This window comes from Sporosarcina beigongshangi (assembly GCF_033485195.1).
Lineage (GTDB): Bacteria > Bacillota > Bacilli > Bacillales_A > Planococcaceae > Sporosarcina > Sporosarcina beigongshangi.
Genome location: NZ_JAWLIR010000016.1, coordinates 143204 through 168785, shown reverse-complemented (window position 1 = coordinate 168785; position 25582 = coordinate 143204). Strand labels below are relative to the sequence as shown.

Here is a 25582-nt window from a genome sequence, read left to right as displayed (position 1 = left end):
ATTTCGATATGTAGTATGTATTCTAATGTACCATATAATAACAACGTTTTCATTGTTGAAGCAAATTACAGATATAAAGAATAATCAGTATGTTATTATGGAAGCGTTTTCACCTTGATGTGAATGGGTTTGCGGGGAGTATAAGAAATTGATTATATACGATATACGCACTCGTAACTTATGCTAAATGTGCAGTAAAAATAGAAGAAGGGGTGTTTGTGAATATGAACTGGAAAAAAGGGTTTACGGTTTTATTTTCAATGTTACTAGTTTTGATGGTGTTGGGCGCATGTAGTGATGATAAGGATAAAGATGAAAGCGCTTCACCAAGTTCGTCAAGTGATAATGGGGACGCTGTCGTAAAGGATAAAGAGAAAACAAAAATTTCTATTATGACAAAACTTCACACTGCAGAAGTGCCAGATGAAAAACTACTTAGATTAGTAGAAGAAGCTGCCAATGTAGAAATCAAAATGGAATGGGTTCCAGACAATAACTATAGCGATAAATTGAATACTGCATTCGCTACTGGAACATTTGCACAAGCGGTAACAATGGGAGCGGACCAAGTAGACCAGTTTAAAGGTGCAATTCGTGATGGACAGTTCTGGGAAATTGGACCTTACCTCAGTGAATTTAGCAACTTAGGGAAATTAAAAGATGAAGTCGTTAAAAATACAATGGTAGATGGAAAAGTGTACTCACTTTATCAAGGTCGTCCACTTTCCCGCCAAGGTATGATCTATCGAAAAGACTGGGCTGATAAACTAGGTTTAGAAGCACCAAAAACAGTTGAAGAGTTTTATGAAATGGCAAGAGCATTTACTGAAGATGATCCTGATGGCAATGGTAAAAATGACACAATCGGCTTAACAGATAGAAGTGATCTAATCTATGGTGCATTTAAAACAATTGCATCTTGGTACGGAACACCAAATAACTGGGGAGAGCAAAACAGCGAATTATTGCCTGAATTCATGTTCCCAGAGTATATGAGTGCAATGAACTTTATGAAAGATTTACGTGATGATAAGTTTATGAACCAAGACTTCCCTGTAACAAGTAAAGAAGATCAGCAAGCATTGTTGAAAAACGGTACAGCTGGTATTTATATCGGTGCAATGGTTGACATTCTAGGGTTGTATAACGATGCAGTTGAACTTAACCCGGATTTAGTATTTGATGTACACAACTACGTTGCAGGTCCGACTGGAGACTTTACTGTATGGTCGAATCCAGGATATAACAATGAAATCCTGTTTCCTAAATCTGCAATCAAAACAGAAGAAGAGTTGAAAGATATTTTAGCATTCTACGATTTGATGATGACACCAGAACTTTCTAACCTTGTTCAGTGGGGAGTAGAGGGCGAACATTATACAGTTGTGGATGGCTATGCAGTTATTGATAGTGATCAAGATAAAATCAATAAAGAAGTGTTTGCGTACAATATGTTAGGAATTGGTGAAGCAGAAACGAACGGAAGATACGAATCACGCTTTGATTATGAACCACGTCAAAAAGCTGAAGCGTTAATTTTGGAAAATGATAGTCACTTAATACAAGATCCAACGCTTACATTAGACTCAGAAACATATATTCAAGATGGAGATCGTTTACAAGCTATCATCAATGATGCTACGTATAACTATATCCTTGGCGGAATTGATGAAGCTGGATTTAATAAAGAAGTAGAAAAGTGGAAATCTGAAGGCGGTAACAAAATTATTGAAGAGTTTAATGCATCAAGATAATTAATGGAGTCGCACAGGAGGGATTTCGATCCCTCCTTGTTGCGATAAGATACCCTTTAATATGAAAGAAATCCTTTTCAAAACATATGTACAATATGTTTTGAAAAGGTAGATATATAAATGAAAAGGTAAGAATTCTACCTACCTCAGAAAGGGTGATAACAATGAGTAATCAGATTACTGTTTCGGAATCGGCAAGTGAGCCGATAGAGAAAAAGAGCTTACGAAAAAGATTGGCAAAGCATAAAATGCTTTACTTAATGATTGCTCCCGGTTTGTTATATTTATTTATCTATAAATATATTCCTATGTTTGGAATGATCATATCTTTCCAGGATTATAAACCTTACTTGGGGATAGCCGGAAGTGAATGGGTAGGGCTTAAGCATTTCGAACGATTGTTTACTTCTTCGGATTTTTGGATGATCTTAAAAAATACGCTTGTGCTATTCGGATTACAGATTCTTATTTATTTTCCGATACCGATTATTATTGCTTTAATGTTGAATGAGTTAATGAACGAACGATATAAAAAGCTTGTTCAAACACTTATTTACTTGCCCCATTTCATGTCATGGGTTGTTGTTGTATCGATAAGTTATGTCTTGTTTACGATGGATGGTGGAATTATAAACGGCTTATTGAAATCAATGGGATCAGAGCAAATTAACTTCTTATTGGATTCTAAGTGGTTCCGTCCTATGTACATCGGACAAGTGATTTGGCGTGAAGCTGGTTGGGGAACAATCATTTTCCTAGCTGCAGTTGCTTCAGTAGACCCTCAATTATATGAGGCAGCGAAGATGGATGGCGCTAACCGGTTTAGGCAGATGTGGCATATTACATTACCAGCCATTAGAAGTGTCATTGTCATCCTACTCATTCTTAAAATAGGTGATGTATTAGAACTAGGATTTGAACATGTTTTCTTATTATTGAATTCAACAAATCGTCATGTAGCTGAAATTTTTGATACATACGTCTATGTAGCAGGGTTACGACAAGGTCAATTCAGTTATGCAACGGCAGTTGGATTGTTTAAAGGATTTGTAGGACTTGTGCTTGTTATTTTTGCCAACTGGTTGGCGAAAAAGAATGGAGAAGAAGGCATTTACTAATGGTTTAAGGAGGTGTACCCATGATTCAAGACAAATCAGTTGGTAGTCGCTTATTTAATTTTACGAATACAGCAATACTAACAATCATCGCTTTAGTAACGGTACTACCTTTCGTTCACGTTTTAGGTAGTTCATTTGCAACAGGTGCTGAAATAGCAAGTAGAAGCTTCTTGATATTTCCAACAAAGTTCACATTAAGTGCCTACAAATATATATTTTCTACGGATACAATTCTAAAATCTATAGGGGTTTCTATTTTTGTAACCGTTGTTGGGACGGCTTGGAGTATGCTAATGTCAACTATGACAGCATACGGGCTATCGCGTAGGGATTTGCCAGGTAGAAGATATATTATGTTTTTCATAATCTTTACGATGCTCTTTAACGGAGGAATTATTCCAACGTTCATCATCGTGCAAAAAACAGGATTGTTAGATTCATTGGCTGCTCTAATTATTCCGGTCTCTATAAACGTATTTAATATGATTATATTAAAAACGTTTTTCCAGAACCTTCCGTCCGGATTGGAGGAGTCGGCAAAAATTGATGGTGCTGGTGATTTCGCCGTACTGTTTCGAATTGTGATACCTTGTTCACTACCAGCGATTGCAACCATTTCACTTTTTTATGGTGTAACTTACTGGAATACCTATATGCACGCTATTTTATATTTAAGCGATGCAGCAAAATGGCCAGTTCAAGTTTTGCTACGCCAGATTGTCGTACTAGCGACGGGTATTTCATTTGACAGTGCGGAATACTCAGATGTACCACCGCCGTCTCAATCGGTTAAAATGGCAGTTATTGTTATCGCAACGATTCCAATTCTCATTGTGTATCCATTTTTACAAAAACATTTCGCAAAGGGAGCCTTGTTGGGTTCTGTAAAAGAATAAATGGACTCAGCTGGTTGCGAGAGGGGGATACTAAATGTGGTCTGCCGATCAATATTTGAATAGTTTGTATCAAAAGAGTGTGGCGTCTCATAGTAATGTGTATGGAAAAGCAGAGAGGTTAGATTTGAAAAATGAATTTCAGCAATTGTTAGGAGATTTCGAAGAAAAGAATGAAGATTTAGAGCCTCTGTTATTGGAACAATCAGACATGGGCTCTTATCTTCGATTACGGGTTGAACTAACAACTATTCATCCTTTAAAAATGCCTGTCTATCTATTAATCCCTAAAAATAGGGGAGTGACTAAATTGCCGGCGGTACTCGCTCTTCATGGACATGGTTGTGGAAGCAAAGAGGCTGTTGGTTTAAACCCAGATGGTTCCGAGAGAAAAGATCAAGGCTATCATAAGCAGTTTGCAATTGAACTTGTTGAAAAAGGTATTATTGTCATTGTACCTGAGTTAATTGGCTTTGGTGATCGCAAATTACAGTCCGATCAAGGCGGTAGTTCTCCTACGGACAATTCATGCTATATGATTGCAAGTCAATTACTCTTACTCGGAAAGACACTTGCAGGGCTAAGGGTAGAAGAATGTAGACGAGCGATTGATTATTTACAAACACTTGAGGAAGTAGATGAAAGACAGATTGGTTGTATGGGGATATCCGGAGGGGGACTTGTTGCTTCCTTCACTTCCATTCTCGATGAACGAATAAAAGCAACAGTTATAAGTGGATACACAAGCACATTTAAAGGCAGTATTATGGACAGAAGACACTGTTTAGATAATTACATACCTGGTCTTTTAAAATACACTGAAATGCCAGATTTAATTGGATTAATTGCGCCAAGACCTTTATTTATTGAATCGGGTACAACCGATCATCTTTTTCCACTGAAAGATTCGTTAGCGGCAATCGGCAGGCTAACAGAAATTTATCGGGAATTAGACGCAGAAACTTCGTTTTCCTCCCATGTCTTTGAGGGCGGACACGAAATATGTGGAGAAAAATCATTTGAATGGTTAATCCATCAACTATCAATAGCAACATAATTTAAAACATCCACCATTTGGCTTTCTACAAATGGTGGATGTTTTCGGTTTGATAATTTATCCTTGTTTATCTTGTCGATACTTTCCAGGGGTTATGCCCTCAACCTTTTTGAATGATCGAATAAAGTTTTGCGAGTTTTTATAATTAAGTCTTTCGGCAATATCCTTCACCGTACTATCCGTCTCTGCTAGCCATTTCTTTGCAACATTAATTCGATATAATGCTAAATAATCACTAAATGAAGTATTGGTTTCTTTTCTGAAGATACTGCTCAAATAATTTGCGTTGTAATGGAGCTTGTCAGCAATATAGTTCAGTGTTAAATCCGAATCGAACTCTTGTTGGACAATATGAATGATCTCATCTGAAATATTTTTGTATTGCGATTGTGTACGTTCTTCAGATTCATCCATTATCGGGTAAATGATTAGTTTCTTAAACCAATTAACGACTTCAGGAAGCGTTCTAAATTCATAAAGCTGGTTGAATAAAGATTTATGTCCATCATATTTCAATACGTTTACACCAAGCGTTTCGGTTAATTTTATTAAATTTGTAAGTAAACGTACAATAGCAATCTCGTGTTGTGTATTACTTAGTTCCTCATTGAATAATGATTCTAAAAGTTTTTCTAGGTTTTGATCCACTTCAAGCTTATCGCCCACTTTAATGGCGTTAAATAGGTCATTTTCAATATGCTTCGGATAAAATGTGAAGAAACTAGAATCACTTTGTAAGTTTTCATAAAAGATTATGGAGCCAGGCCCAAATTTCAGTACATGCCTGAGTGCCTCACGACTTTCCTTAAATGCCTCATGTGCGTCCGCGAGCTCTTTGTATGTCTTACTAATGCCTACACTAATCGATAGTCCTAAATCATTTAGTACTTCTAATTTAATGTTTTTAATCATCGTTGTGAGCGATTCTGCATAGTGTTTATCTTCCGCCTCATCATCAAAAAATAGCGTTACCTGCGTTTTGTTTATGACAATAGGGGTCATTCTTTTGTTTGAAGGAATCAATTCCTCAATCATCGTATTCACCGTAAATAATAATATTTCTTCATTGTCAATATTGTATTCTGTATCCTCTACCGAATCAATTTGAAGTGCAAGTACTGAAAACCTTTTCCAGTCTTGCGCATAGCCAAAGGAATGCAGCTTATTTGGCAATTCTTCACTATTAATATTACCTTGTAGAAGGCGAGCCATAAAGAACTGCTTTAGCTGTACAATTTGCCCCTGAAGTCTAGATTCTAACTCATCATTTTGTTCAAGAACATGCTCAATTTGACTTTCGATCATGCTAAACTCATCGACTTTTTTACCACTTTGATTGATGCTTGAAAGTGAATTCGATAGCGTCGTCGTTATCCGATTAATCGGCGCATAAAGTCTATAGGATGCGATTAAGGAAAATATAACGGCACCTAATAGAATGACTATACTTATGAGTAGCGTAAACCAGCCAATTGAATGAGACTGTTTATTTAATTCACTTATTTTAATCACTGAGATATATGTCCAGTTATTATAGGCCGACTTTCTGTATGTAACTTTGTAATTGCTTCCATTTAGGGCGATATCGTATTGCCCATTATTCTTTTGTTGCTCACTGAGCTTCGAGATAAATGATTGACTTGAAAAGTTAGCGCCAATTTGTTCAGAATCGCTATGCGCAATGACAGTATAATTTTCATCTAAAACCATTAAGGATTCTGATTCCAGATGACTTGCTAGCATAGCTGTAAAATCACAGATAGGTACATAAGCAATGGCGATTCCAGTTTTTTGATTTGAATTAAGGGGCAACTTTTTTACGAGATTAATATAATGATTACATGAATTACCGTCGCTCGAGTCAAATAGAACCTGATCCTCTTTTTCAATGATCCAAGAGGACTTATAAGGTAGGCTAGCATATCTTTGAATAATTTCATCAGCCTGTCCTTCTTTTAATCTTCTAAGCCCATTGTTATTAATACGCCATCCTTGCTCAAGACTGACTAACAAAAAGTTAGAAACGCCGCTGTCGGATCGTTGAAGCTGGTTAATTTCTTTTTTTATTTGATGATAGAGCTGAAATTGGTAAGTTGTTAATGGCTCCTTCAACGTTTTTATCAATTGATGTGATGTTACAAATGTTGTGACAGACAGATCAACCGTTTGTAAGACTTGTTCAAAGTTAGTTTGAATTTGATATATACTTTGCTGTTTTTCTTCTGCGACATTCAATTCAATAATTTCCGCTGATTTCAAGTAAGAGAATAGGCCGACTATAATGACGGGAAGTGTTGCTAAAATTGTGACAATCGCCAATAGTTTTGTATAAATTTTCTTTCGATTTTTCATCAAACAATCTCCTTTGTTCAGAAACAGTTAAATATGAATCCTATTAAATTAATTTTTCGAAGAATTAGTTTGTCAAGTAAACTTAATTATAACATATGGATTACTGAAATACAGTGTAGATTTAGAGTCTACACTATAACCAAGTACTGATATTGTGTTAAAAGGAAAAGTGAGCATCTATTTTAAGTTAACCAGTTTAGATGATTATAGATGTGATGGTCCAGTTACGCTAAAATGAGAGCCAACAATGAAAATGAGGAGCCATGTTGAGTATGAGTAAAAAAAATAACTTGAAGGCTGTAGTCGGTTTTGTAATGCTTGCTTGTTCATTTCTTTTGGTAAGCTGTCAACAGCAGACGAGTGATAAGGATTTTGAAATTCTCGTTTTCTCGACTATTTCAAAAGAGACTTTGGCAGATATGCAGGCGGATGTGAAGCTTGAGTTAGAAAATGTAGATATTGCATTATATCCATCAGTAGCTGAAAGGCTCATGATCGAAATCGTTCGTCATGCTGGAGATATTTTAATTATGGATCGAGAGTTACTTGCGACTGCATATGATTCTAAAGAGCTCTATTCCTTAGATGAATTTAGAGATAGCCACAACACAGTTGCATTAACTGATTTTGAAATAGTAGCGCTACAAGCAGCTGATGAAGAAGTCGAGACGGGCCAAATTTACCCAAACGCAATTCGCGTTACTTATATGGAGAAATATGAAGTTAGTTCTGAACCAATTGAACTCGTTGCCATTATTCCGAAATACACAAAGAATAAAGAAACGGCCTTTTCAATTTTGAAAGGACTTGTTCAATAATAAAATTAGAAGGGGTGATTTAAATGGAGTTAGAAGGACTAGCCGGTCGTTTTTTAAGAATTAGTGAAGTGATAACTAGAATGGCTTATGTCAATTTGTTGTGGATTTTATTCACGATACTTGGATTGGGAATCTTTGGATTTATGCCTGCTACCGTTGCTTTGTTTACGGTGACTCGTAAGTGGGTGATGGGGGATCGGGATATTCCTGTATTTAAAACATTCTGGACAACCTATCGCAAGGAGTTTTTCAAGTCTACGTTATTTGGTGTAGTACTTTTTGTAATCGGTTACATCATTTATATTGATCTAGCATTTTCACCTACAGGTGGTTTATTCACATTATTGAGAATTGCTTTATTCCTTTGTGGAGTTTTGTATGTAGTCTTGTTGCTCTATATTTTCCCGATTTACGTACATTACGATTGGAGTAAACGTTTGTACATTAAGTACGCGTTATTAATAGGGATATCGTACCCGCATTATACTTTTATCTTAATGGCCGGGATTGTAGCTTTGTATTATCTTTGTATCTCGGTACCAGGGATTATTCCGTTTTTCAGTGTTAGTCTTTTATCATATATGATGATGTGGTTTGTGTATAAGGTGATTCGGAAAATTGAACTAACACAATCTATAGGAAAGGACAAAGGAATAGAGGCGAAATCTGTAGAAGCATAAGGATTAAAAAATGATAGGGGAGCTGGGGAAATGAGTAAGAAATATGTATTAGTAGGTACAGGTGGAAGAGCAGAATTTTTTTATGGTGCAATGGTAAGGGATTTTAAAGATACTTGTCAGTTAGTTGCTTTCTGTGATGTCAATCAAACGAGAATGGATTATTCAAATCGCTTATTAGAGGAAAAATATGATCATCCTCAAATCTCCACTTACTTAGCTAGTGAATTTGAAACGATGATTGCACAGGAAAAACCAGATATCGTTATTGTAACAACGGTGGATCGCACGCATCATACATATATTATTCGGGCATTGGAGCTAGGCTGTGATGTCATTACTGAAAAGCCAATGACGATTGATGCGGAGAAGACACAAGAAATTATCAATGCTATTAAGCGGACTGGGCAGGAAGTACGTGTCACATTTAACTACCGCTATGCGCCACATAACACAAAAATAAGAGAACTAATTCGTGATGGCGTCATCGGGGATGTCTATTCCGTTAATTTTGAGTGGGCATTAGATACGCAGCATGGCGCGGATTACTTCCGTAGATGGCATCGCAATAAAGCGAATAGTGGTGGCTTGCTCGTTCATAAATCGACGCACCATTTTGACTTGGTAAACTTTTGGTTAAATACAACACCTGAAACGGTTTACGCTACAGGTGGATTACGTTTTTATGGAAAAGAAAATGCAGAACAAAGAGGAGAAACTAAGTTTTATCAGCGTGCACATGGAAGTGAAAATGCAAAAAATGATCCTTTTGCAATTCAATTGGAGGACAATCCTCATTTAAAATCGCTGTATTTAGATGCAGAAAAAGATGATGGCTATCAACGTGATCAAAGTGTTTTTGGTGATGGAATTGATATTGAAGATACATTGGGTGTAATGGTGACGTATAAAAACAAAGCGATTTTAACGTATTCACTCAATGCATATTTACCTTGGGAAGGATTCATTGTGTCCTTTAATGGTAGCAAAGGAAGAATCGAAGTAGAGGTTCGTGAGCAATCCTATATAAATTCCGGTGGGTCGAAGGAAGACGAAGGCAAGTTGAAGGAAAAATCAGTAAGAGTTTTACCGATGTTTGGAGAGTCCTATGAGGTAGAAATTATCGAGGGAGAAGGCGGTCATGGAGGGGGAGATCCGATATTATTGCAAGATCTCTTCGGTACACCAGCAGACGATGAATTCAATCGTGCCGCTTCCCATATAGATGGTGCAACATCGATCCTAACTGGAATTGCAGGCAATATTTCATTGAAAACAGGTCAGGCTGTTAGAGTAGATGGCCTAGTCAAGTTTTAACTGATTCATTTGCTAACCCTTATATAGTTGAGTCAATTTCATAATAGGGTAATCAATCCTAAAATACGAACAAGGTTGATTTCCGCTTAAGTCGGACGCTTTCCGTGGGCATGGCTTCAGCCAATCGAACAGCAAAGGGTTCGATTTGCCGTATTTCTGCGTACTTTGCGGAAATTAAGGCATCTGCCCCGCTGCTCCCAACGCTACGCTTTTGGTCGCAAAAGCCGTTCCTTGTAACGGCTCTTCCTGCGGGGTCTTCAGCTCATGCTATTCCCACTGGAGTCGCCGACTTGCACTCCAATCAACGAGAGCAGAGTATCATATTGACGAATGTTTAAATAAGTTATTATATAATTATTTGTCTTTTTTATAAAAATAAGTAATTGTGAATTTGATTCAATTCAATTTTATGATTATATATGTTGAACGAGTGATATTATATATTCTCCAGCAAAGGCGCTTAACTGGGATTGTCTCAGCAATAAGACTCGGAAGGGATGCAATTCACTCTCTCTCTGACAGTAGTTTTCTGTCAGGATTATTGCGAGAGGCATCCCAAGCGCTGAGCGTTGTTAGTAGGATTCTTTATATCAACATGGATAGTAATAAAGCACTGGCATTAATGAGAATCATTTTGTGGATTCTCATTTTCTTTACTTAGGTAGTTCGCAATATTTAGAAAATAATATTTTGGGAGGCTTTACATGCAGAAACATAGACGTTTACTTGCTTTATTCATGGTTTTTATTTTACTGTTACCCAATGTGAACATCACAGCAATCGCTGAAGAAATTGAAGATCCTTTAGAAGGTATGATTGATATTTCGAGTGATTGGAATGGAACTGTTTTTGGTGATGTTGGTGGTCAAGATAAAATAACGAATGAAAACTTTGAAATTACGGAAGATAAAGAAGTAGCCAATAAGGTTTTAGTAAGAAGTTCAGGGAACCGTGGTAAAATCTCCTCAAGTTCTGATGGTATTGCTTATTACTTTAAGCAAATACCAGCTACTGCGAATTTTGAATTGAAAGCAACAGCAAAAGTGGAACATTTTGATGCAAATAATCAGGTCTCATTTGGCATTATGCTACGTGACGATGTACATGCGTATTTACATGGAACTGAATACGGCGTAGGTGATTATGTTGCGGTCGGTGCACTTGATCAGAAAATGAAAGCGTTTACCAGGTTTGGAGGAGTACTATCAAAAGTAGATTTTGAAAATGCTATTACGCCTCCAACGACTGGCGAAGTATATGAGTTAAGCGTGAAGAAGAGCGGGAACTTAGTGACTGTTAAAATTGGTGACGAAGTAAAAGTAATTGAAAACTTTATGGGTGCTATCAATTATGCAGGTTTATTCACAGCACGAAATGCAAAAGTCGAATTTACCAACGTGAATTTAGCAATTGAAGGGCAAGTTGAATTAGGAGATTGGGCCTTTAATGTATTCGGTGATAATACGAATGATGAAAGAAACCTAGATCCGACTGTGAATGAAAACAGTTCGATTACTTTATCTGCAGCAGGTGGTAAAATATCAAGCACTGTTGACGGAATCTCTTTTTATCATAAAGAATTACCAACTAATGCGAACTTCGAAATTCAGACAAAAGCTACTGTTCATAAATTCGGTGCGAATAATCAAGTATCCTTTGGTTTAATGGTCCGTGATGAAATTGGCGAGCATAGAAATTCGAGTGGGCATCAATCGAATTACGTTGCTGTTGGTGGCCTAGATCAGTCAGTAAAAGGATTTTATAAACAGGAAACACAAACAAAACTTAGTCCATTCGATGCGAATATCCCAACACCGGGAAGTGAGTATGATTTAACGATAAAAAAGTCCGGTGATACGTATGTTGTATCTGTTAATGGAGAAGAAAGCGAACCATTGCTTCTCGCAGATTTATTAACTGACAGCGTTTTTGTCGGTATCTATGTAGCAAGAGATGCTGAAGTTACTTTTAGCGGCACGGAAATCCAAGTAGATACAAGAACTGTAGAAAATTTATTTATTGATTCAACGAATATGAAAGTTGAATACTTAGTTGGGGAAGCTTTAGATGTAACAGGACTTGTCGTTACTGCGGAGTTTTCAGATGGTAGCTCGGAAGTACTTTCAGCTAATGATTACATCGTTACAGGATTCGATAATCGTGAAGTCGGTCTAAACACGATTACGATTAATTACAATGGGGTATCTACAGCAATTGATGTGGAAATCCAAGCATTAGCTGTTACAGATCTTACGATTAAATATTACCCAGCGAAACTGGAGTATTACACAGGTGATTTATTTGATCCACAAGGCTTAGTAGTTGTAGCCACATATAATGGTGGATACAAAACGGCTGTGTTGTTGGCAGATCAATATAGTTTCTCTATAGAAGGAACTGATTTACCTGAAGAGGGGTATGCATTTGAAGAAGTCGGTGCTTTTCTAATAACGATTACTTCAACGGAAACACCGGAGCAATCGACTGTATTAAATGTCACTGTGAAAGATGCAAATCTAAACGCCTTGGAAATTAAAGACTTACCAGAAAAAATGCTTTACTTCATTGGAGATGAATTGAATTTAGCTGGTCTATCTGTCTATGCAAACTATAGTGATGGTACAGAAGTTCGATTAGTCCGTGATGATTTTACTATAAGTGGATTTGATTCGACTTCTAGCGGAAGTAAAACAGTGTCAATTATGCACAAAGGGAAAGAAGTATCCTTCGAGATTACTGTAAAGGTTAAAGAAGTAGAAGGGATCGAGGTTACGAACTACCCAAAAACGACCTATTATATCGGTGACGCTTTTGAAAGTAGCGGATTAGTCGTTTCAAAAGTCTATGATAATGAGGACCGTGTTGTCTTAGAGGAAGTAGATTTCACGATCGATACCTCTCATTTCGACAATCAAACAGCTGGAATATATAACATTCAATTAATCCCTGCCGATTCAAGTATGGCAACGATTGATTACAAAGTTACTGTAAGAGAAAAAGTAGAAGTTGAATGGCAGCAAATTCGATTTGGCCAATCATCTTCCACAGCTAATAACTATATCGAAGTTCTAGAAGATGGAGGTATTAAACTCGTCGCTCTTGAAGGTGGAGGAAAAGTCACAGGTGACCATGACGGCATTACATTCTACTATACGGAAATTGATGCAGAGAACGATAACTTTGTATTGTCAGCAGATATTCAAGTCGAAGCATTTGCAAAAACACCGCATGATGGCCAGGAGTCCTTTGGAATTATGGCGAGAGACGTGAATGGACCAGCTGGGGATTCAAGTGTTTTCGCTTCAAACATTGCTGCAATCGGTGGATTTAGTGGTGGAACACGTGAACCAATTGGTACACAATTATTTGCAAGAACTGGCGTAGTCGCCCCTGATGGGGAAGGCAGCCTGGGCATTCAGAAAATCATGCTAGATGCAGTTAGACCTGATGCTTTGAATACGGCAGATAATTACCGATTGACACTTGCGAAAACGAATAGTGGTTTCACAGGTAAAATAAATGATGGACAAGAAGAAACCATTTATGAACCTGACATTCTAAAAACACAAGATGGAAAAATGTATGTTGGTTTTTACACAGCACGCTTAGCTACAATTGAAGTTCGCAATATCGATTTAACAGTAACGACTGCTGCGACGGACGCACCAAAAGTATCGCCTCCAGCTGAAGCGGTAACACCTGAATTGGAAGTACTGTCTTTGGACAAAGTTTCTAAAAAGGATTATTCATTACTCGTTAAATCGAATGTTAATGGAACGGTAACAGTAAAAAAAGGACAAGAAATTATTGCAGCAAATACAGCTGTTGAGGCAGGGAAAGTCATCGAAATACCTGCAGTCCTTGATGCAGCTACGAACTTTAGCATTGCATTTTTACCTGACGATACACAGTATTTAACGGATTACGATAAAATTGTCCGGAACTTTACCGTGACGATGAAAACATTTGTCGATGGGGGCGATATGTATGTATCTCCAACTGGAACAAGTGCAGGGGATGGAACGAAAGCGTCTCCATTAGATCTGGGTACTGCGATTGAGTTTGTCAGGGAAGGACAAAAAATTATTGTACTTGAAGGTCATTATGTTCGTTCATCACCACTTGAAATTAAGAAGTTTAACGACGGTACAAAAAATGCATTGAAATACCTAATTGCCGATCCAAGTGCAACTAAACGTCCGCTCATTGATTTTGATAAAAAATCGGAGGGTGTCGTGCATAGCGGTAACTACTGGCATATCGAAGGAATTGACTTTGCGCGTTCTGCCGGAAATACAAAAGGTTATACAGTCGGTGGAAGCTATAATAAGATTGAAAATATAAGAACATTTGAAAACGGGGATACAGGTCTTCAAATTAGCCGCACGGATATTTATGAAGAAGATAAGACGAAATGGCCGTCCTATAATCTTATCCTCAATAGTATTTCATTCGATAACAGTGATCCAGCTGAAAATAATGCTGATGGTTTTGCGGCGAAATTAACATCTGGAGAAGGGAATATTTTCAGAGGCACGGTAGCTTACAACAATATCGACGATGGATGGGATTTGTATACGAAAGTTGGAACAGGTGCGATTGGTGCAGTGCTAATCGAAGACAGTATTGCGTTTAATAACGGAACATTGTCGAATGGGCATGAAGGCAGCGGCGACAAAAACGGCTTCAAACTTGGTGGGGAAGGGGTCCACGTACCTCACGTCATTAAAAATAGTCTAGCATTCGACAATGGCACGTATGGTTATACGAGTAATAGTAACCCAGGTGTAATCGCGCAAAATAATATTAGTGTGAATAATGGCACGAACCTGGGCTTTACAACTTACGGTGGAATTACAACGGATTTCACAATCGATGGATTTATCTCGATTAAAACAGAAGGTACTTCGAAAGATAGTTATCCTTTAGCATTGGAATCCAATCGAAACTATTTATTCAATGGTACAAACACAGTCAATAAATCTAGTGAAGAACTTTCCACTGAACATTCGGATGCGATTGTTAGAAGCCTCGAAGATCTCTTTAACTTTGATGATAAAGGACGAATTCAATCAGTGAAAGAAGATCAGTGGGCTGCGATTTGGGGCATGTTTGATGAAGCTGTTGGCCCAGAAGAAACTTCAGCCATCGATGTAACGGAATTAGAAGCATTAATTGTACAAGCAAAAGCCATTTCTAATGATAAAGGTAAGTATATCAAAAAATCATTTTCTGCATTACAGGAATCTATATTGAGAGCGGAGAAAGCACTGCCAACTATTACGACGCAAGTTGAACTGCAAGCTGTACTTGCAGATTTAACAGCTGCAATTGAAGCGTTGAAGAAGGCAAACGGAAATGGTAACGGAAACGGCAATGGAAATGGAAACGGTAATGGCAACGGCAATGGAAATGGCAATAATGGAAATCGCTAATAGTACTACGAAGAATACCCAATAACACTAATAAACCAGGAACCTGAAAATGGTTTCTGGTCTATTTTCTGGAGGTTTATTTAAAATGAAAAATAATACGACAATCTATTTGGCAGCAGATTCAACTGTACGGAATTATGAAGCTAGCGAATACCCGCAAGCCGGCTGGGGGCAATTTATAGCGGATTATTTAACAGCTGAAGTGATGATTGAAAACCATGCAGTGGGAGGGAAAAGCTCAAAAACATTCATTACAGAAGGGTTGCTCGATCCTATAATGGATGCAATCGAAGAACACGATTATTTGTTTATTCAGTTCGGGCATAATGATTCAACGAAAAATCGTCCAGAACGTTATACGGAAGCGTATGATGATTATAAAATATACTTACAGCAATACATTGATAAGGCGAGAGCTAAAAAGGCGATTCCGCTGTTAGTTACTCCAGTTGGTAGGCTTCATTATGTGAATGGAGAATTTTTGATGGATTTTGGGGATTACTGCAACGCGATGAAAGAAGTTGCAGAAGCTAATGATGTATTCATCATTGATCTGATGACAAAAAGTATTGATTACCTTTCATCCATTGGCTACGATCGTGCAAAAGAACTGTATATGATAACGGTGAATGGAACGGATTGTACCCATTTTACTGAACAAGGGGCAAAAGAAATGGCAAGGTTAGTTTATCAGGAAATTAAAGAATTGAATTGCAGTCTATCTAGCTATGTAAAATGATAGAAGAGGTATCCTGATAGTGGGATACCCCTTGCAATAGATTAGAAATTATTCACTCAGAAGTTTCTTACTTTTAAAATGGTCACTCATTCGGTAAATGATGATTCCAACAATCACTAGCCCAGCTAATTCACCCAAGGACGCTGCAATCGCACCGTTCACTCCGTTTAACTGAGGAAATAGCTGAATGAGTATTACCATCGTCGAAACCACAACAACCAAATTTGCCATTTGAGCAAAAAGCATTTTCTTTGTTTGTCGTCTAAGCATCAAAAATCCATTGAGAAAATCAACCCAAGGAAAAACAAGTGTTTTAATGATGAAGAATTTCAATACAGTAATTGTTGCTAAGGATAAGGCTTCATCAGCACCCATAACTCCTTGCATAAATGCCATTCCAAGGGGAGTGTAGCATAATAGGCATAATAATAACGTCGGAATGATACTAGCAAAAATCACGAATTTCACGACTTTTTGTTTGTTCACAGCATAAAATTGTAGCACTAATTGATGCGTGTACATGAAAAATCCTAAAATCAAATTGGTAATACTAAACGCTAAGGCAAATGACGCAATGCTCATCTCGATATTACCCGATTTCGCTAATAAAATATAGATAAGGGGAGTGAGAATCGTTTGCATAAGAAAATAATACATCAACGGAAAATAAAATTTCGAAATATCTGCTTTGACTAATGGGGGAGAATCGACTGGATCTAATCCATTTCTTAGCAGTGAATCCCCTTTGTAAATACTAACGAGACATTCAATGAACATTCCTACAAGAAAGATAATCGCTCCACTGGCACTCGTAATGAAATCGTAACTTACCATTAGATAAGCAGTTATAAACATCGCAATTAGTCTAGCGATAACACCAATCGTCAACCAATTCGTCGCTAGTTGTGTAATGATAATGCCCTGATATAAGCCGCGGATTCCAGAGAAAATAATGACTAAAATAATAACTTTAAACGCTAGTGAAACTGCCCCGACCATATTCGCCGTTGCTCCGAAAATGGTTGTATAAATCCAGTGACCTAATGGGCTAAATGCAATAACTAGACTGATTAACATTGTGGCTACTAAGACATAAATAAAAAATAGTCTTACTAATTTAAATGACCTTTTATCAGTGACCAATGCCGAGGATGTTTGTCGGAACACAATCATCGGTCTTTCTAGGATACTGAATAAGGACATTGCAATTGCATAACAAGCGATAATAAAAGCAGCATGCTCACCCCTACTTAATGTACCGTTAATAATCACATGTGTAATTGAAGTTAAACTTGCTGAGACACCTAGCGGAATAAAAAAAGCACTTAGCTGTCCATAAGATAACCGACCCGATGAATGCAAGAAACAAACCCCATCTCATTAATTAATCGCTCTGAGTAACAACGTTGTTATTTTGAGTGTAATGAACTTTGATTGTTATTTCAACTAGAAAGATTAATATAGATTGATATTTTAGAATCTACGGATTAAAAGTATAACAATCACTTGCTCTTTCTTTGAAAATCAATTATCATGAAAATAACAACGATGTTATTTTGTTGTTATAAGTATCATATATGTGAAAATAGTAGGTAAAACGCTCTCTTACTGAGAGGGTGAAGTATGGCAATTGATTTTCGAATAATTTAGTAGTCAAGTAAAAGTAATTCAAATAAAATACAAAGGATTGATTTGAATGAAGCAATTATTGTCAACGATTGAGTTATTAGAACAGGGAAGAGTAGCACCTCAAACGGAGCAAGTGACAGTCTATCAAAAATCGTATACAAATCATGAAAATGTCCATTTATTGATGGTTAAAGTGAACGGTGAAAAATTTATTTTGGCAACTGGAAGCGGTTCCATTTACGATGAATTAGTAGGGGCGGATGTTGAAGGAAAAGGAAAAGCATGTTCATTGACTTATGAAAACCGACTTGTTTTGAATCGCTATTTCCCTTATACAGCTCCACAGGCATTTGGGACGAAAATTGCAACAATCGGTTTAGGAGATCGATTAGGTTTAGCATCACCTGGACATATTGAAACGGTCAATGGCAGAAATATAAAACCAGTGCTTGCCCAACAAAGTATTCGGGAGTTGACACTAACAAATCGTTCCATGACTGATATGCTAGATGCCGCTGCATATGCGGTTTTTCAAGAAGGTTATACAGGCGGATACGGTGCAGACGGCGATCATATCAAGCTTGAATCAGACATTAAATATGCCTTATCACTTGGTGTATCCATGATTACGTTGGATTGCTCAGATCAAATCGACAAAACAATCGAAGAAGCAACCGATGAAGTAATTGCTAAAGAGTTTGCGAAAGTTCCAGAAGACGTTAAACAAGTATATTTTGAGAAATATTTAAATAAAACTTTTGAAGTGAACGGTTTATCTTTATCTTTCGATGAAACCTCATTAATGAGAAACATCCTTCTGTATGATGAGGCTGTTACGTACACAACATATGTTTACAATGAGTACATCAGTAAAGAAGACCGTGCGATTGACTTTGAAATTTCAATTGATGAAACAGAAACAGTTACAGCGCCGATTTCTCATTTCTTCGTTGCAAATGAACTGATCGAAAGAGGCGTGACAGTCGTCAGTCTTGCTCCAAGATTCTGTGGAGAATTTCAAAAAGGAATTGACTATATCGGGGATGTAGTACAATTTGAAGTCGAATTACGTGAACATGCTTTAATTGCAGAGCATTTCGGGTATAAGTTAAGTATCCACTCCGGCAGTGATAAGTTTATGGTATTCCCAATTATTGCGAAGTACACAAAAGGAATTTTTCATGTGAAAACAGCAGGTACAAACTGGTTGGAGGCAGTCAGAGTGATTGCCAATACCAATCCGAACCTTTATCGAAAAATGCATGTATTTGCATTAGAAAACTTCGAAGAAGCGCTGAAGTATTATCATGTTACGCCAGATTTAGATGGAATCAGTGCTTTGGACACCGTAACTGATGGACAACTTTCTGATTATATGAATGATGATGCAGCACGCCAGCTGTTCCACGTCACATATGGTTTGATTTTAACTGCGAAAGATGAAAAAGATGAATTTATCTTTAGAGATGATTTCTTTAAAACACTGGATGTACATGAGTTGGACTACCGAGCTGCACTTGTTAGCCATATTGGTAAACATATCGACCTACTTGGCCTTTAAAACAGTGCCAAAAATTATGCTTGCTTGATTAGCTAGACAGTTGTATAAAATGAATATTGGTGATGAAATTGATTTAAAAACCGATTAATCAAAATCATTTTCAATTGACAATTTGTACAATGAAAAGTAAGGTTACGGTAGAATCTTATAAAAATCAAGAAAAGTGAGGCGAAAGAGCATGAGCGAAGTAATGAATGATAAGAACCGTCATCTTGGTGAAGTACTTACAGAGATGGGGCGCGTTATCGTCGCTTTTTCCGGTGGTGTTGACAGTGCATTAGTATTAAAACGTGCACAGGAAGAGCTTGGCGACCAAGTTCTAGCTGTTGTTGTTGCATCAGAATTGTTCCGCAAACAGGAATTTGAGGATGCAGTCCAATTGGCTAAAGATATGGGTGTTCAAGTATACAAAACAGAAATTAAAGAATTAGAAAATCCAGACATTGCAGCGAACACGCCTGATAGCTGGTATTACAGTAAGAAAATGCTTTATGCACATCTCAATGATTTAGCTGGGGAGTTAGGTTATCCGTATGTGCTAGATGGCATGATTATGGACGACTTAGACGATTTCCGCCCAGGAATGAGAGCAAGAACAGAGGCAGGGGCACGTAGCGTTCTTCAAGAAGTCGGACTATTTAAGCATGAAGTGCGAGAACTTGCAAGTCAACTAGGACTCCCAGTTTGGGATAAACCTGCATCTTGCAGCCTTGCATCAAGAATTCCTTACGGTATTGAGCTTGATAAGCATAAGATTGAACAAGTTGATCAGGCCGAAATCTTTTTAGCGAAACTTGGATTTGCTCAAGTACGTGTCCGTCATCATGGCAATGTTGCTCGTATTGAAGTAACGCCGGAAGAAATCACGGAATTAGTGAAGCATCGCGATCAAATCCAACTGAAGCTGACATCACTTGGCTTTGCCTATGTTTCATTGGATTTACGTGGTTACCGCACAGGAAGCATGAACGAAGAGTTATCTGAAGAAGTGTTAGAATCAAAATTAGCACAATAATTTTTTGGAAATATCAAATATGCCCTGCTACTTAATTGTAGTGGGGTATATTTGTGTATTAAGTCACAACTGATAATTATCCATTTGCTGGGAAAAGTAGGTAAACACAGGCTTAAAAACTACCTTTTTCACTTGACACATCTTATTCGATTATCTTGTTCCGGATAGTTGCCTGTCGCGTACCTAGACATCAAAACAGCACGGTTATTGTATAGAAGTCGTTCAATCTAAAGCGAAACCAAATGTGATTGAACATAGAGTTCCTACTATTGGATCATGTTATTTTTTAGTTAATCAACAGACCTGTATCAAGTCAGTAATTGGACACCGGGTAATAAAAAACTTGAAAAGTAGAGCGTTTACATATAATCTAACTATAGATAAATAATTAATTTGTCGGATAAACAAAATAATTGGTTGACGAAAAATTCGGTTTTAATCAAAAGTAAGGGAGTAGATGAATTATGAGTAAGGATGGAATGACATATGCGCCAAAAGGTAAGCCAAATCCAGTTGTAAAAGAGGGAGAATTTGCGATTGCAGTTGCTGCACTTGATCATGGCCATATTTATGGGATGTGTAATGGTCTAGTGGAGGCGGGTGCCACATTGAAATATGTGTTTGATCCAGATAAGAAAAAAGTGGCGGACTTCGTTGAAAAATATCCCGACGTCCACGTAGCAGATTCACTCGAACAAATTTTAACTGATGAATCGATTAAATTAGTAGCAGCTGCCGCAATCCCATCTAAGCGTAGTGCGCTTGGTAATCAGGTAATGGAAGCAGGAAAAGATTATTTCACTGATAAAACGCCATTTACAACGATGTCGCAGTTAGAAGAAACGAAGAAGGTTGTCGAACGAACTGGACAAAAGTATATGGTCTATTTCAGTGAACGTCTCCATGTTGAAGGAGCCGTATTCGCTGGCGATTTGATTAAAGAAGGGGCAATTGGACGCGTGCTTCAAGTAACAGGTTTTGGTCCACATCGCCTAAATGCACCTAGTAGACCGGATTGGTTCTTTAATAAGGAACAATACGGTGGAATTCTATGCGATATTGGGAGCCATCAAATTGAACAGTTCTTATATTACGCAGATTGTAAGGATGCTAAAATTTTGCATAGTAAAGTAGCAAACTATAATAACCCTGAATATCCGGAGTTAGAAGATTATGGTGATACTACATTAGTTGGCGATAATGGCGCAACACAATATTTCAAAGTGGACTGGTTTACACCCGATGGTTTAAGTACATGGGGAGATGGACGTACGTTCATTACGGGAACAGAAGGAACAATTGAAATCCGTAAATACGTCGATGTGGCAAGAGAAGAAACAGGAGATCATCTATTCTTGGTGAATAAAGAGGGCGAGAAACATTACAAGCTATCAGGTGAAGTAGGATTTCCTTTCTTTGGTGAACTGATTTTAGATTGTATTCATCGTACAGAAAAAGCGATGACACAGGCGCATGCATTTAAAGCAGCTGAACTATGCTTACTCGCACAAGAACAAGCGATAGTCGTATCTAAGTGAACTATAAAACTGGCCACATCTCAATATTATTGAGGTGTGGCCAGTTTTTTTCTGGAATAGAATGTGCTGATTTTCGGTTGAAATGGAGGATTTTAAACTACAAAACATCAAATTTAACCTTCAGAAGTATCTCAATAAGGTAAAGATTTTGTCATTTAGGTAAAGATAGTACATTGTTGAAAGCGATTACACTCCATATAATTAACCTAACATAAAGAAGCTGAGGTGAACGATATGCAAAGTGTATCAAATGCGCAGTCGAATAAAATACGCAAAAAATCCAAAAGGCGTAATAAAACTCCCTTTGGTGGCTGGAAAGAGAATGTTGCAGGTTATTTATTTATTGCACCAATGTTTATCGGAACATCTGTATTAGTTCTATTTCCGATCATCTCCTCACTAGTATTAAGTTTTACAAACTGGAATTTTGTATCTGGTTTTGAGGGGGCTAGTTTTGTCGGGATAGAAAACTTTAAGAAATTATTTACAACCAACTTGTTTCATAAGGCGTTAATCAACAACTTTATTTTGTTACTTGCGGTACCAGTAACCCTCATCATTTCATTAGCTTTAGCGGTCATTATTAATAAGCATGTTTATTTAAAAGATATGTTTAAAGTAATTTACTTCATGCCTTTTATTTCTAGTGTCGTTGCAGTGGCAGTCGTATTCCAAGTACTATTTCATCCATCCAAAGGGCCGATTAACCAATTACTCATGTCATTAGGTGTTGAAAATCCTCCAGGGTGGATTGCAGATATTTCATTTTCGTTACCTTCTGTTATGCTCATCATGATCTGGACAGGAATTGGCTTTAACTTAATCATTTATTTAGCTGGGCTACAAAATATTCCGAAAGAATTGTATGAAGCAGCACAGATGGACGGAGCATCATCTTGGTATCAATTTACTAAAATAACAGTTCCGTTAGTATCACCAACAACCTTCTTATTATTAATTACAGGTGTTATTTCAAGCTTTAAAGTATTTGACTTAATTATTGTATTAACAAATGGTGGACCTGCGAATTCAACGCTAACGCCAGTCGTCTATCTTTACCAACAAGCGTTCCTTGAGTTGAAAACAGGCTATGCATCAGCAATCTCGCTTGTATTGTTTATCCTAATACTAATTATCACATATATTCAATTTATCGTTCAGAAGAAATGGGTAAACTATTAATTTAAAGGGGGGCAGTATGATGACAACGACTAAAGGAATAGACATAAAAAAATTAATCATGACAATTATCATGGCAATCATCGGTATTATCTTTTTAATGCCATTCATCTGGATGATTTCTGCATCTTTTAAAGTGGAAACTGATGTTCTGACTTATCCTATTCAGTGGATTCCAGAAACGTGGAATGCCGTTGAGAACTATAAGGGAGTTTGGACAGGAACGATGCCGTTCTTGTTACTCTATTGGAACTCGATCAAGGTAACGGTGTTAACAACAATCACTTCAGTTACCGTGTCATCTTTAGCGGCATATGGCTTTGCAAAAATTAATTTTAGAGGTTCAAACTTCTTGTTCCTAATTATATTGGCTACATTTATGATTCCGCCACAAACATTACTGGTAACACAGTTTTTGTTATTTAGATGGTTAGGACTCTACGATACACATATGGGTCTGATTCTCCTAAATAGTTTCAGTGTATTCGGTACATTTATGTTGCGACAGTTTTATCTAGGCATTAGTAATGAACTCATTGAATCCGCAAGAATGGATGGGGCAGGGCATTTCCGTATTTTCGCATCGATTGCGTTACCGCTTGTCCGACCGGCAATTGCAACTTATGCCATTTTACGTTTTATTTGGACATGGAATGATTTCCAAAATCCATTAATTTTTTTGAGAACAAAAGAACTCTATACGATACAACTCGGGGTGCAGAGCTTTGCGGATCAGCATGGCAGCATTTACTCCTTGATGATGGCAGCATCTGTATCTGCGATTATCCCGTTATTAATCATTTTTATCATCGGGCAGAAACATGTTATTGAAGGCATTCAGCTCGGTGGCGTAAAAGGATAAGACACAGTTATCAAACCTTGCGGTAATAATGGAGGTTTCATATAATAAACGAACTATAGAGGGGGAAATTGTTTTGAAGAAAAAATGGAGTCTTGGATGGATCGTTACACTTATTGCAATGCTTGTTTTGTCGGCATGCTCAGGGGGAGATGACGCTAGTAAGTCAGGAGAAAAAGCTGGCGATGACACTAGTAAGTCAGGTGAAGAAATCACATTGAAATTTGTTCACTGGGTTAATGAAGATGTAGGAAAATGGCAGCCTGTGATTGATAAATATGAGGCTGCAAATCCAGGAGTCAAAATTGAATCGATTCCACTAGTCGATAACATGGCTGCTTTAGATTACTTTAAACAATTAGATTTGATGGCATCAGCAGGCGAAAAGCTTGATATTATCATGTTTAATAATCCAAATGAACTCGTAAAAAGAATCGATGCTGGCTTAGTTGCACCGATTGATGAATTTTTGGATGGAGAAGGTATTGATATTAATGAGGTTTATAACAACAGTTATGGCCCAGTAGATGGCAATTATTATGGCTTACCAATGAAAAATATTACTGGTCTGATTATGATGAACAAAAGTCATTTAGATGAAGCGGGTTTAGAAATCCCGACAGAATGGACATGGGATGACTACCGTGACTATGCTAAGAAAATGACGACTGATCAACATTATGGCTCTTATTTACACACATGGCATGAGATATATTCAGGTTTGAAATTAGCAAGTAAGCCAGAAGAAACATTACTTCTAAAAGAAGATGGCACATCGAATGCAGAAGATCCAATGCTACGGGAATCACTGGAACTTCGTTATCAAATGGAGCAAGAGGATAAATCATCTGTTCCCTATTTTGAAACATTTTCACAGAAATTAGATTACCGTCAGCAAATATTCTCACAAGAAGCAAGTATGATCCCGACTTTTAGTTTCATGATTACCGAGTGGGGACAATACACTCCAGACTTTGAAATTGCCTGGGCACCATGGCCTCAAAATGAAAAAGGAACAAATTTTTCAGGTATGTCAGGAGATTTACTCACTGTTTCCAAGACTTCAGATCATAAACAAGAAGCCTATGACTTTATGCGTTGGATGTCAACAGAAGGAATCGTGGAACAAGGTGTATGGACACCTTCATGGAAAGAGGCTGACTTAGACACAGTGCTCGATACTTTAGTAAGTGGAACTTCAAATCCAGATGCGATTCATATGGAATCCCTGAAACATGCACTGACTTCTGTTCAACCAAATAAAACATTTGCCCCAGCACCGTATATTACGGAAGTAAACACAGAATTTGGCGCGGAAGCTGAGATGTATCTGTTAGGTGAACAAGATCTAGATAAGACGATGGAGAATGTTAAGAAGAGGATTCAAGCGGTCGTTGATGCTAACCAATAATAGAATATGATGAATAGAGGGGGGACAATACAGTTCTCTCTCTATTTTTGTGCGCACAGTATGAGCGTAATCCACAGGGAGAAGTCCTGGACTTCGAGGATAGAACTATATAAGAGAAGTGATTTCCTAACGACTTAGATTTAGTTTATAAAGAGGCTGATTTTTCATTTGTGAAATGCACCAAAAAAATAATTAGGGAAATTAAAGTATTAGGAATATTCAAACTAGGT

Annotated in this window: 17 protein-coding genes; 15 read left to right on the top strand and 2 right to left on the bottom strand. The window is 37.4% G+C overall.

The window, feature by feature from the left end:
* Positions 1–224: 224 nt before the first annotated feature.
* From R2B77_RS09875 to R2B77_RS09860, 4 genes are all read left to right on the top strand, one after another.
* Positions 225–1754 carry an extracellular solute-binding protein gene (locus R2B77_RS09875; RefSeq protein WP_203247588.1) on the top strand — a complete coding sequence of 510 codons (1530 nt, stop codon included), beginning with the start codon at positions 225–227 and terminating at the stop codon, positions 1752–1754.
* Between the two features lie 248 nt (positions 1755–2002).
* On the top strand, positions 2003–2872 hold the full coding sequence (locus R2B77_RS09870) for an ABC transporter permease (RefSeq protein WP_232843468.1): 870 nt from the start codon (positions 2003–2005) through the stop codon (positions 2870–2872).
* Positions 2873–2892: 20 nt separating this feature from the next.
* The gene (locus R2B77_RS09865) at positions 2893–3768 is read left to right on the top strand and encodes a carbohydrate ABC transporter permease (protein WP_203247590.1); all 876 of its coding nucleotides are present in this window, start codon (positions 2893–2895) and stop codon (positions 3766–3768) included.
* 34 nt (positions 3769–3802) lie between these two features.
* Entirely contained in the window at positions 3803–4822 is a 1020-nt protein-coding gene (locus R2B77_RS09860; RefSeq protein ID WP_203247591.1) for a dienelactone hydrolase family protein, read from the top strand.
* A 57-nt stretch (positions 4823–4879) separates the two neighbouring features.
* On the opposite strand, the gene R2B77_RS09855 is transcribed toward R2B77_RS09860, so the two are convergent.
* Complete coding sequence (locus R2B77_RS09855; RefSeq protein ID WP_203247592.1) at positions 4880–7174, bottom strand: helix-turn-helix domain-containing protein; 2295 nt, start codon at positions 7172–7174, stop codon at positions 4880–4882.
* 272 nt (positions 7175–7446) lie between these two features.
* Between R2B77_RS09855 and R2B77_RS09850 the strand changes: the two genes are divergently transcribed.
* From R2B77_RS09850 to R2B77_RS09830, 5 genes are all read left to right on the top strand, one after another.
* Complete coding sequence (locus tag R2B77_RS09850) at positions 7447–7992, top strand: hypothetical protein (RefSeq protein ID WP_203247594.1); 546 nt, start codon at positions 7447–7449, stop codon at positions 7990–7992.
* A 23-nt stretch (positions 7993–8015) separates the two neighbouring features.
* Positions 8016–8672 (top strand): YesL family protein, encoded by a 657-nt coding sequence (locus R2B77_RS09845; protein WP_203247595.1) that lies wholly within the window; start codon positions 8016–8018, stop codon positions 8670–8672.
* 30 nt (positions 8673–8702) lie between these two features.
* Positions 8703–9986, top strand: a complete 1284-nt coding sequence (locus R2B77_RS09840; RefSeq protein ID WP_203247596.1) for a Gfo/Idh/MocA family protein — start codon at positions 8703–8705, stop codon at positions 9984–9986.
* A 704-nt stretch (positions 9987–10690) separates the two neighbouring features.
* Positions 10691–15421 (top strand): bacterial Ig-like domain-containing protein, encoded by a 4731-nt coding sequence (locus R2B77_RS09835; protein WP_203247597.1) that lies wholly within the window; start codon positions 10691–10693, stop codon positions 15419–15421.
* Positions 15422–15506: 85 nt separating this feature from the next.
* On the top strand, positions 15507–16160 hold the full coding sequence (locus R2B77_RS09830) for a rhamnogalacturonan acetylesterase (protein WP_203247598.1): 654 nt from the start codon (positions 15507–15509) through the stop codon (positions 16158–16160).
* Between the two features lie 48 nt (positions 16161–16208).
* Here the strand turns inward: R2B77_RS09830 and R2B77_RS09825 are convergent, their stop codons facing one another.
* Entirely contained in the window at positions 16209–17522 is a 1314-nt protein-coding gene (locus R2B77_RS09825; protein ID WP_203247600.1) for a hypothetical protein, read from the bottom strand.
* A gap of 334 nt (positions 17523–17856) precedes the next feature.
* On the opposite strand from R2B77_RS09825, the gene R2B77_RS09820 reads away from it, so the two are divergent.
* The 6 genes from R2B77_RS09820 to R2B77_RS09795 all read left to right on the top strand — a co-directional run bounded on the left by R2B77_RS09820 (position 17857) and on the right by R2B77_RS09795 (position 25352).
* Entirely contained in the window at positions 17857–19350 is a 1494-nt protein-coding gene (locus R2B77_RS09820; RefSeq protein WP_203247601.1) for a tagaturonate epimerase family protein, read from the top strand.
* 178 nt (positions 19351–19528) lie between these two features.
* Positions 19529–20365, top strand: coding sequence for an ATP-dependent sacrificial sulfur transferase LarE (gene larE / locus R2B77_RS09815; RefSeq protein WP_203247605.1), 837 nt, complete (start codon positions 19529–19531; stop codon positions 20363–20365).
* A 464-nt stretch (positions 20366–20829) separates the two neighbouring features.
* Positions 20830–21903, top strand: a complete 1074-nt coding sequence (locus tag R2B77_RS09810; RefSeq protein ID WP_212391515.1) for a Gfo/Idh/MocA family protein — start codon at positions 20830–20832, stop codon at positions 21901–21903.
* Between the two features lie 234 nt (positions 21904–22137).
* Positions 22138–23085, top strand: coding sequence for a carbohydrate ABC transporter permease (locus R2B77_RS09805; RefSeq protein ID WP_203247606.1), 948 nt, complete (start codon positions 22138–22140; stop codon positions 23083–23085).
* A 19-nt stretch (positions 23086–23104) separates the two neighbouring features.
* A complete protein-coding gene (locus tag R2B77_RS09800) occupies positions 23105–23944 on the top strand; it encodes a carbohydrate ABC transporter permease (protein WP_203247607.1) in 840 nt (279 codons plus the stop codon).
* Between the two features lie 73 nt (positions 23945–24017).
* Positions 24018–25352, top strand: a complete 1335-nt coding sequence (locus R2B77_RS09795; protein WP_203247608.1) for an ABC transporter substrate-binding protein — start codon at positions 24018–24020, stop codon at positions 25350–25352.
* The last annotated feature ends 230 nt before the right edge of the window (positions 25353–25582 follow it).

Bases quoted from the DNA above. Each gene is read 5' to 3' on its own strand.
- R2B77_RS09875 (WP_203247588.1), top strand. From the start codon at position 225: ATGAACTGGAAAAAAGGGTTTACGGTTTTATTTTCAATGTTACTAGTT.
- R2B77_RS09870 (WP_232843468.1), top strand. From the start codon at position 2,003: ATGCTTTACTTAATGATTGCTCCCGGTTTGTTATATTTATTTATCTAT.
- R2B77_RS09865 (WP_203247590.1), top strand. From the start codon at position 2,893: ATGATTCAAGACAAATCAGTTGGTAGTCGCTTATTTAATTTTACGAAT.
- R2B77_RS09860 (WP_203247591.1), top strand. From the start codon at position 3,803: ATGTGGTCTGCCGATCAATATTTGAATAGTTTGTATCAAAAGAGTGTG.
- R2B77_RS09855 (WP_203247592.1), bottom strand. From the start codon at position 7,174: ATGAAAAATCGAAAGAAAATTTATACAAAACTATTGGCGATTGTCACA.
- R2B77_RS09850 (WP_203247594.1), top strand. From the start codon at position 7,447: ATGAGTAAAAAAAATAACTTGAAGGCTGTAGTCGGTTTTGTAATGCTT.
- R2B77_RS09845 (WP_203247595.1), top strand. From the start codon at position 8,016: ATGGAGTTAGAAGGACTAGCCGGTCGTTTTTTAAGAATTAGTGAAGTG.
- R2B77_RS09840 (WP_203247596.1), top strand. From the start codon at position 8,703: ATGAGTAAGAAATATGTATTAGTAGGTACAGGTGGAAGAGCAGAATTT.
- R2B77_RS09835 (WP_203247597.1), top strand. From the start codon at position 10,691: ATGCAGAAACATAGACGTTTACTTGCTTTATTCATGGTTTTTATTTTA.
- R2B77_RS09830 (WP_203247598.1), top strand. From the start codon at position 15,507: ATGAAAAATAATACGACAATCTATTTGGCAGCAGATTCAACTGTACGG.
- R2B77_RS09820 (WP_203247601.1), top strand. From the start codon at position 17,857: ATGAAGCAATTATTGTCAACGATTGAGTTATTAGAACAGGGAAGAGTA.
- larE (WP_203247605.1), top strand. From the start codon at position 19,529: ATGAGCGAAGTAATGAATGATAAGAACCGTCATCTTGGTGAAGTACTT.
- R2B77_RS09810 (WP_212391515.1), top strand. From the start codon at position 20,830: ATGAGTAAGGATGGAATGACATATGCGCCAAAAGGTAAGCCAAATCCA.
- R2B77_RS09805 (WP_203247606.1), top strand. From the start codon at position 22,138: ATGCAAAGTGTATCAAATGCGCAGTCGAATAAAATACGCAAAAAATCC.
- R2B77_RS09800 (WP_203247607.1), top strand. From the start codon at position 23,105: ATGACAACGACTAAAGGAATAGACATAAAAAAATTAATCATGACAATT.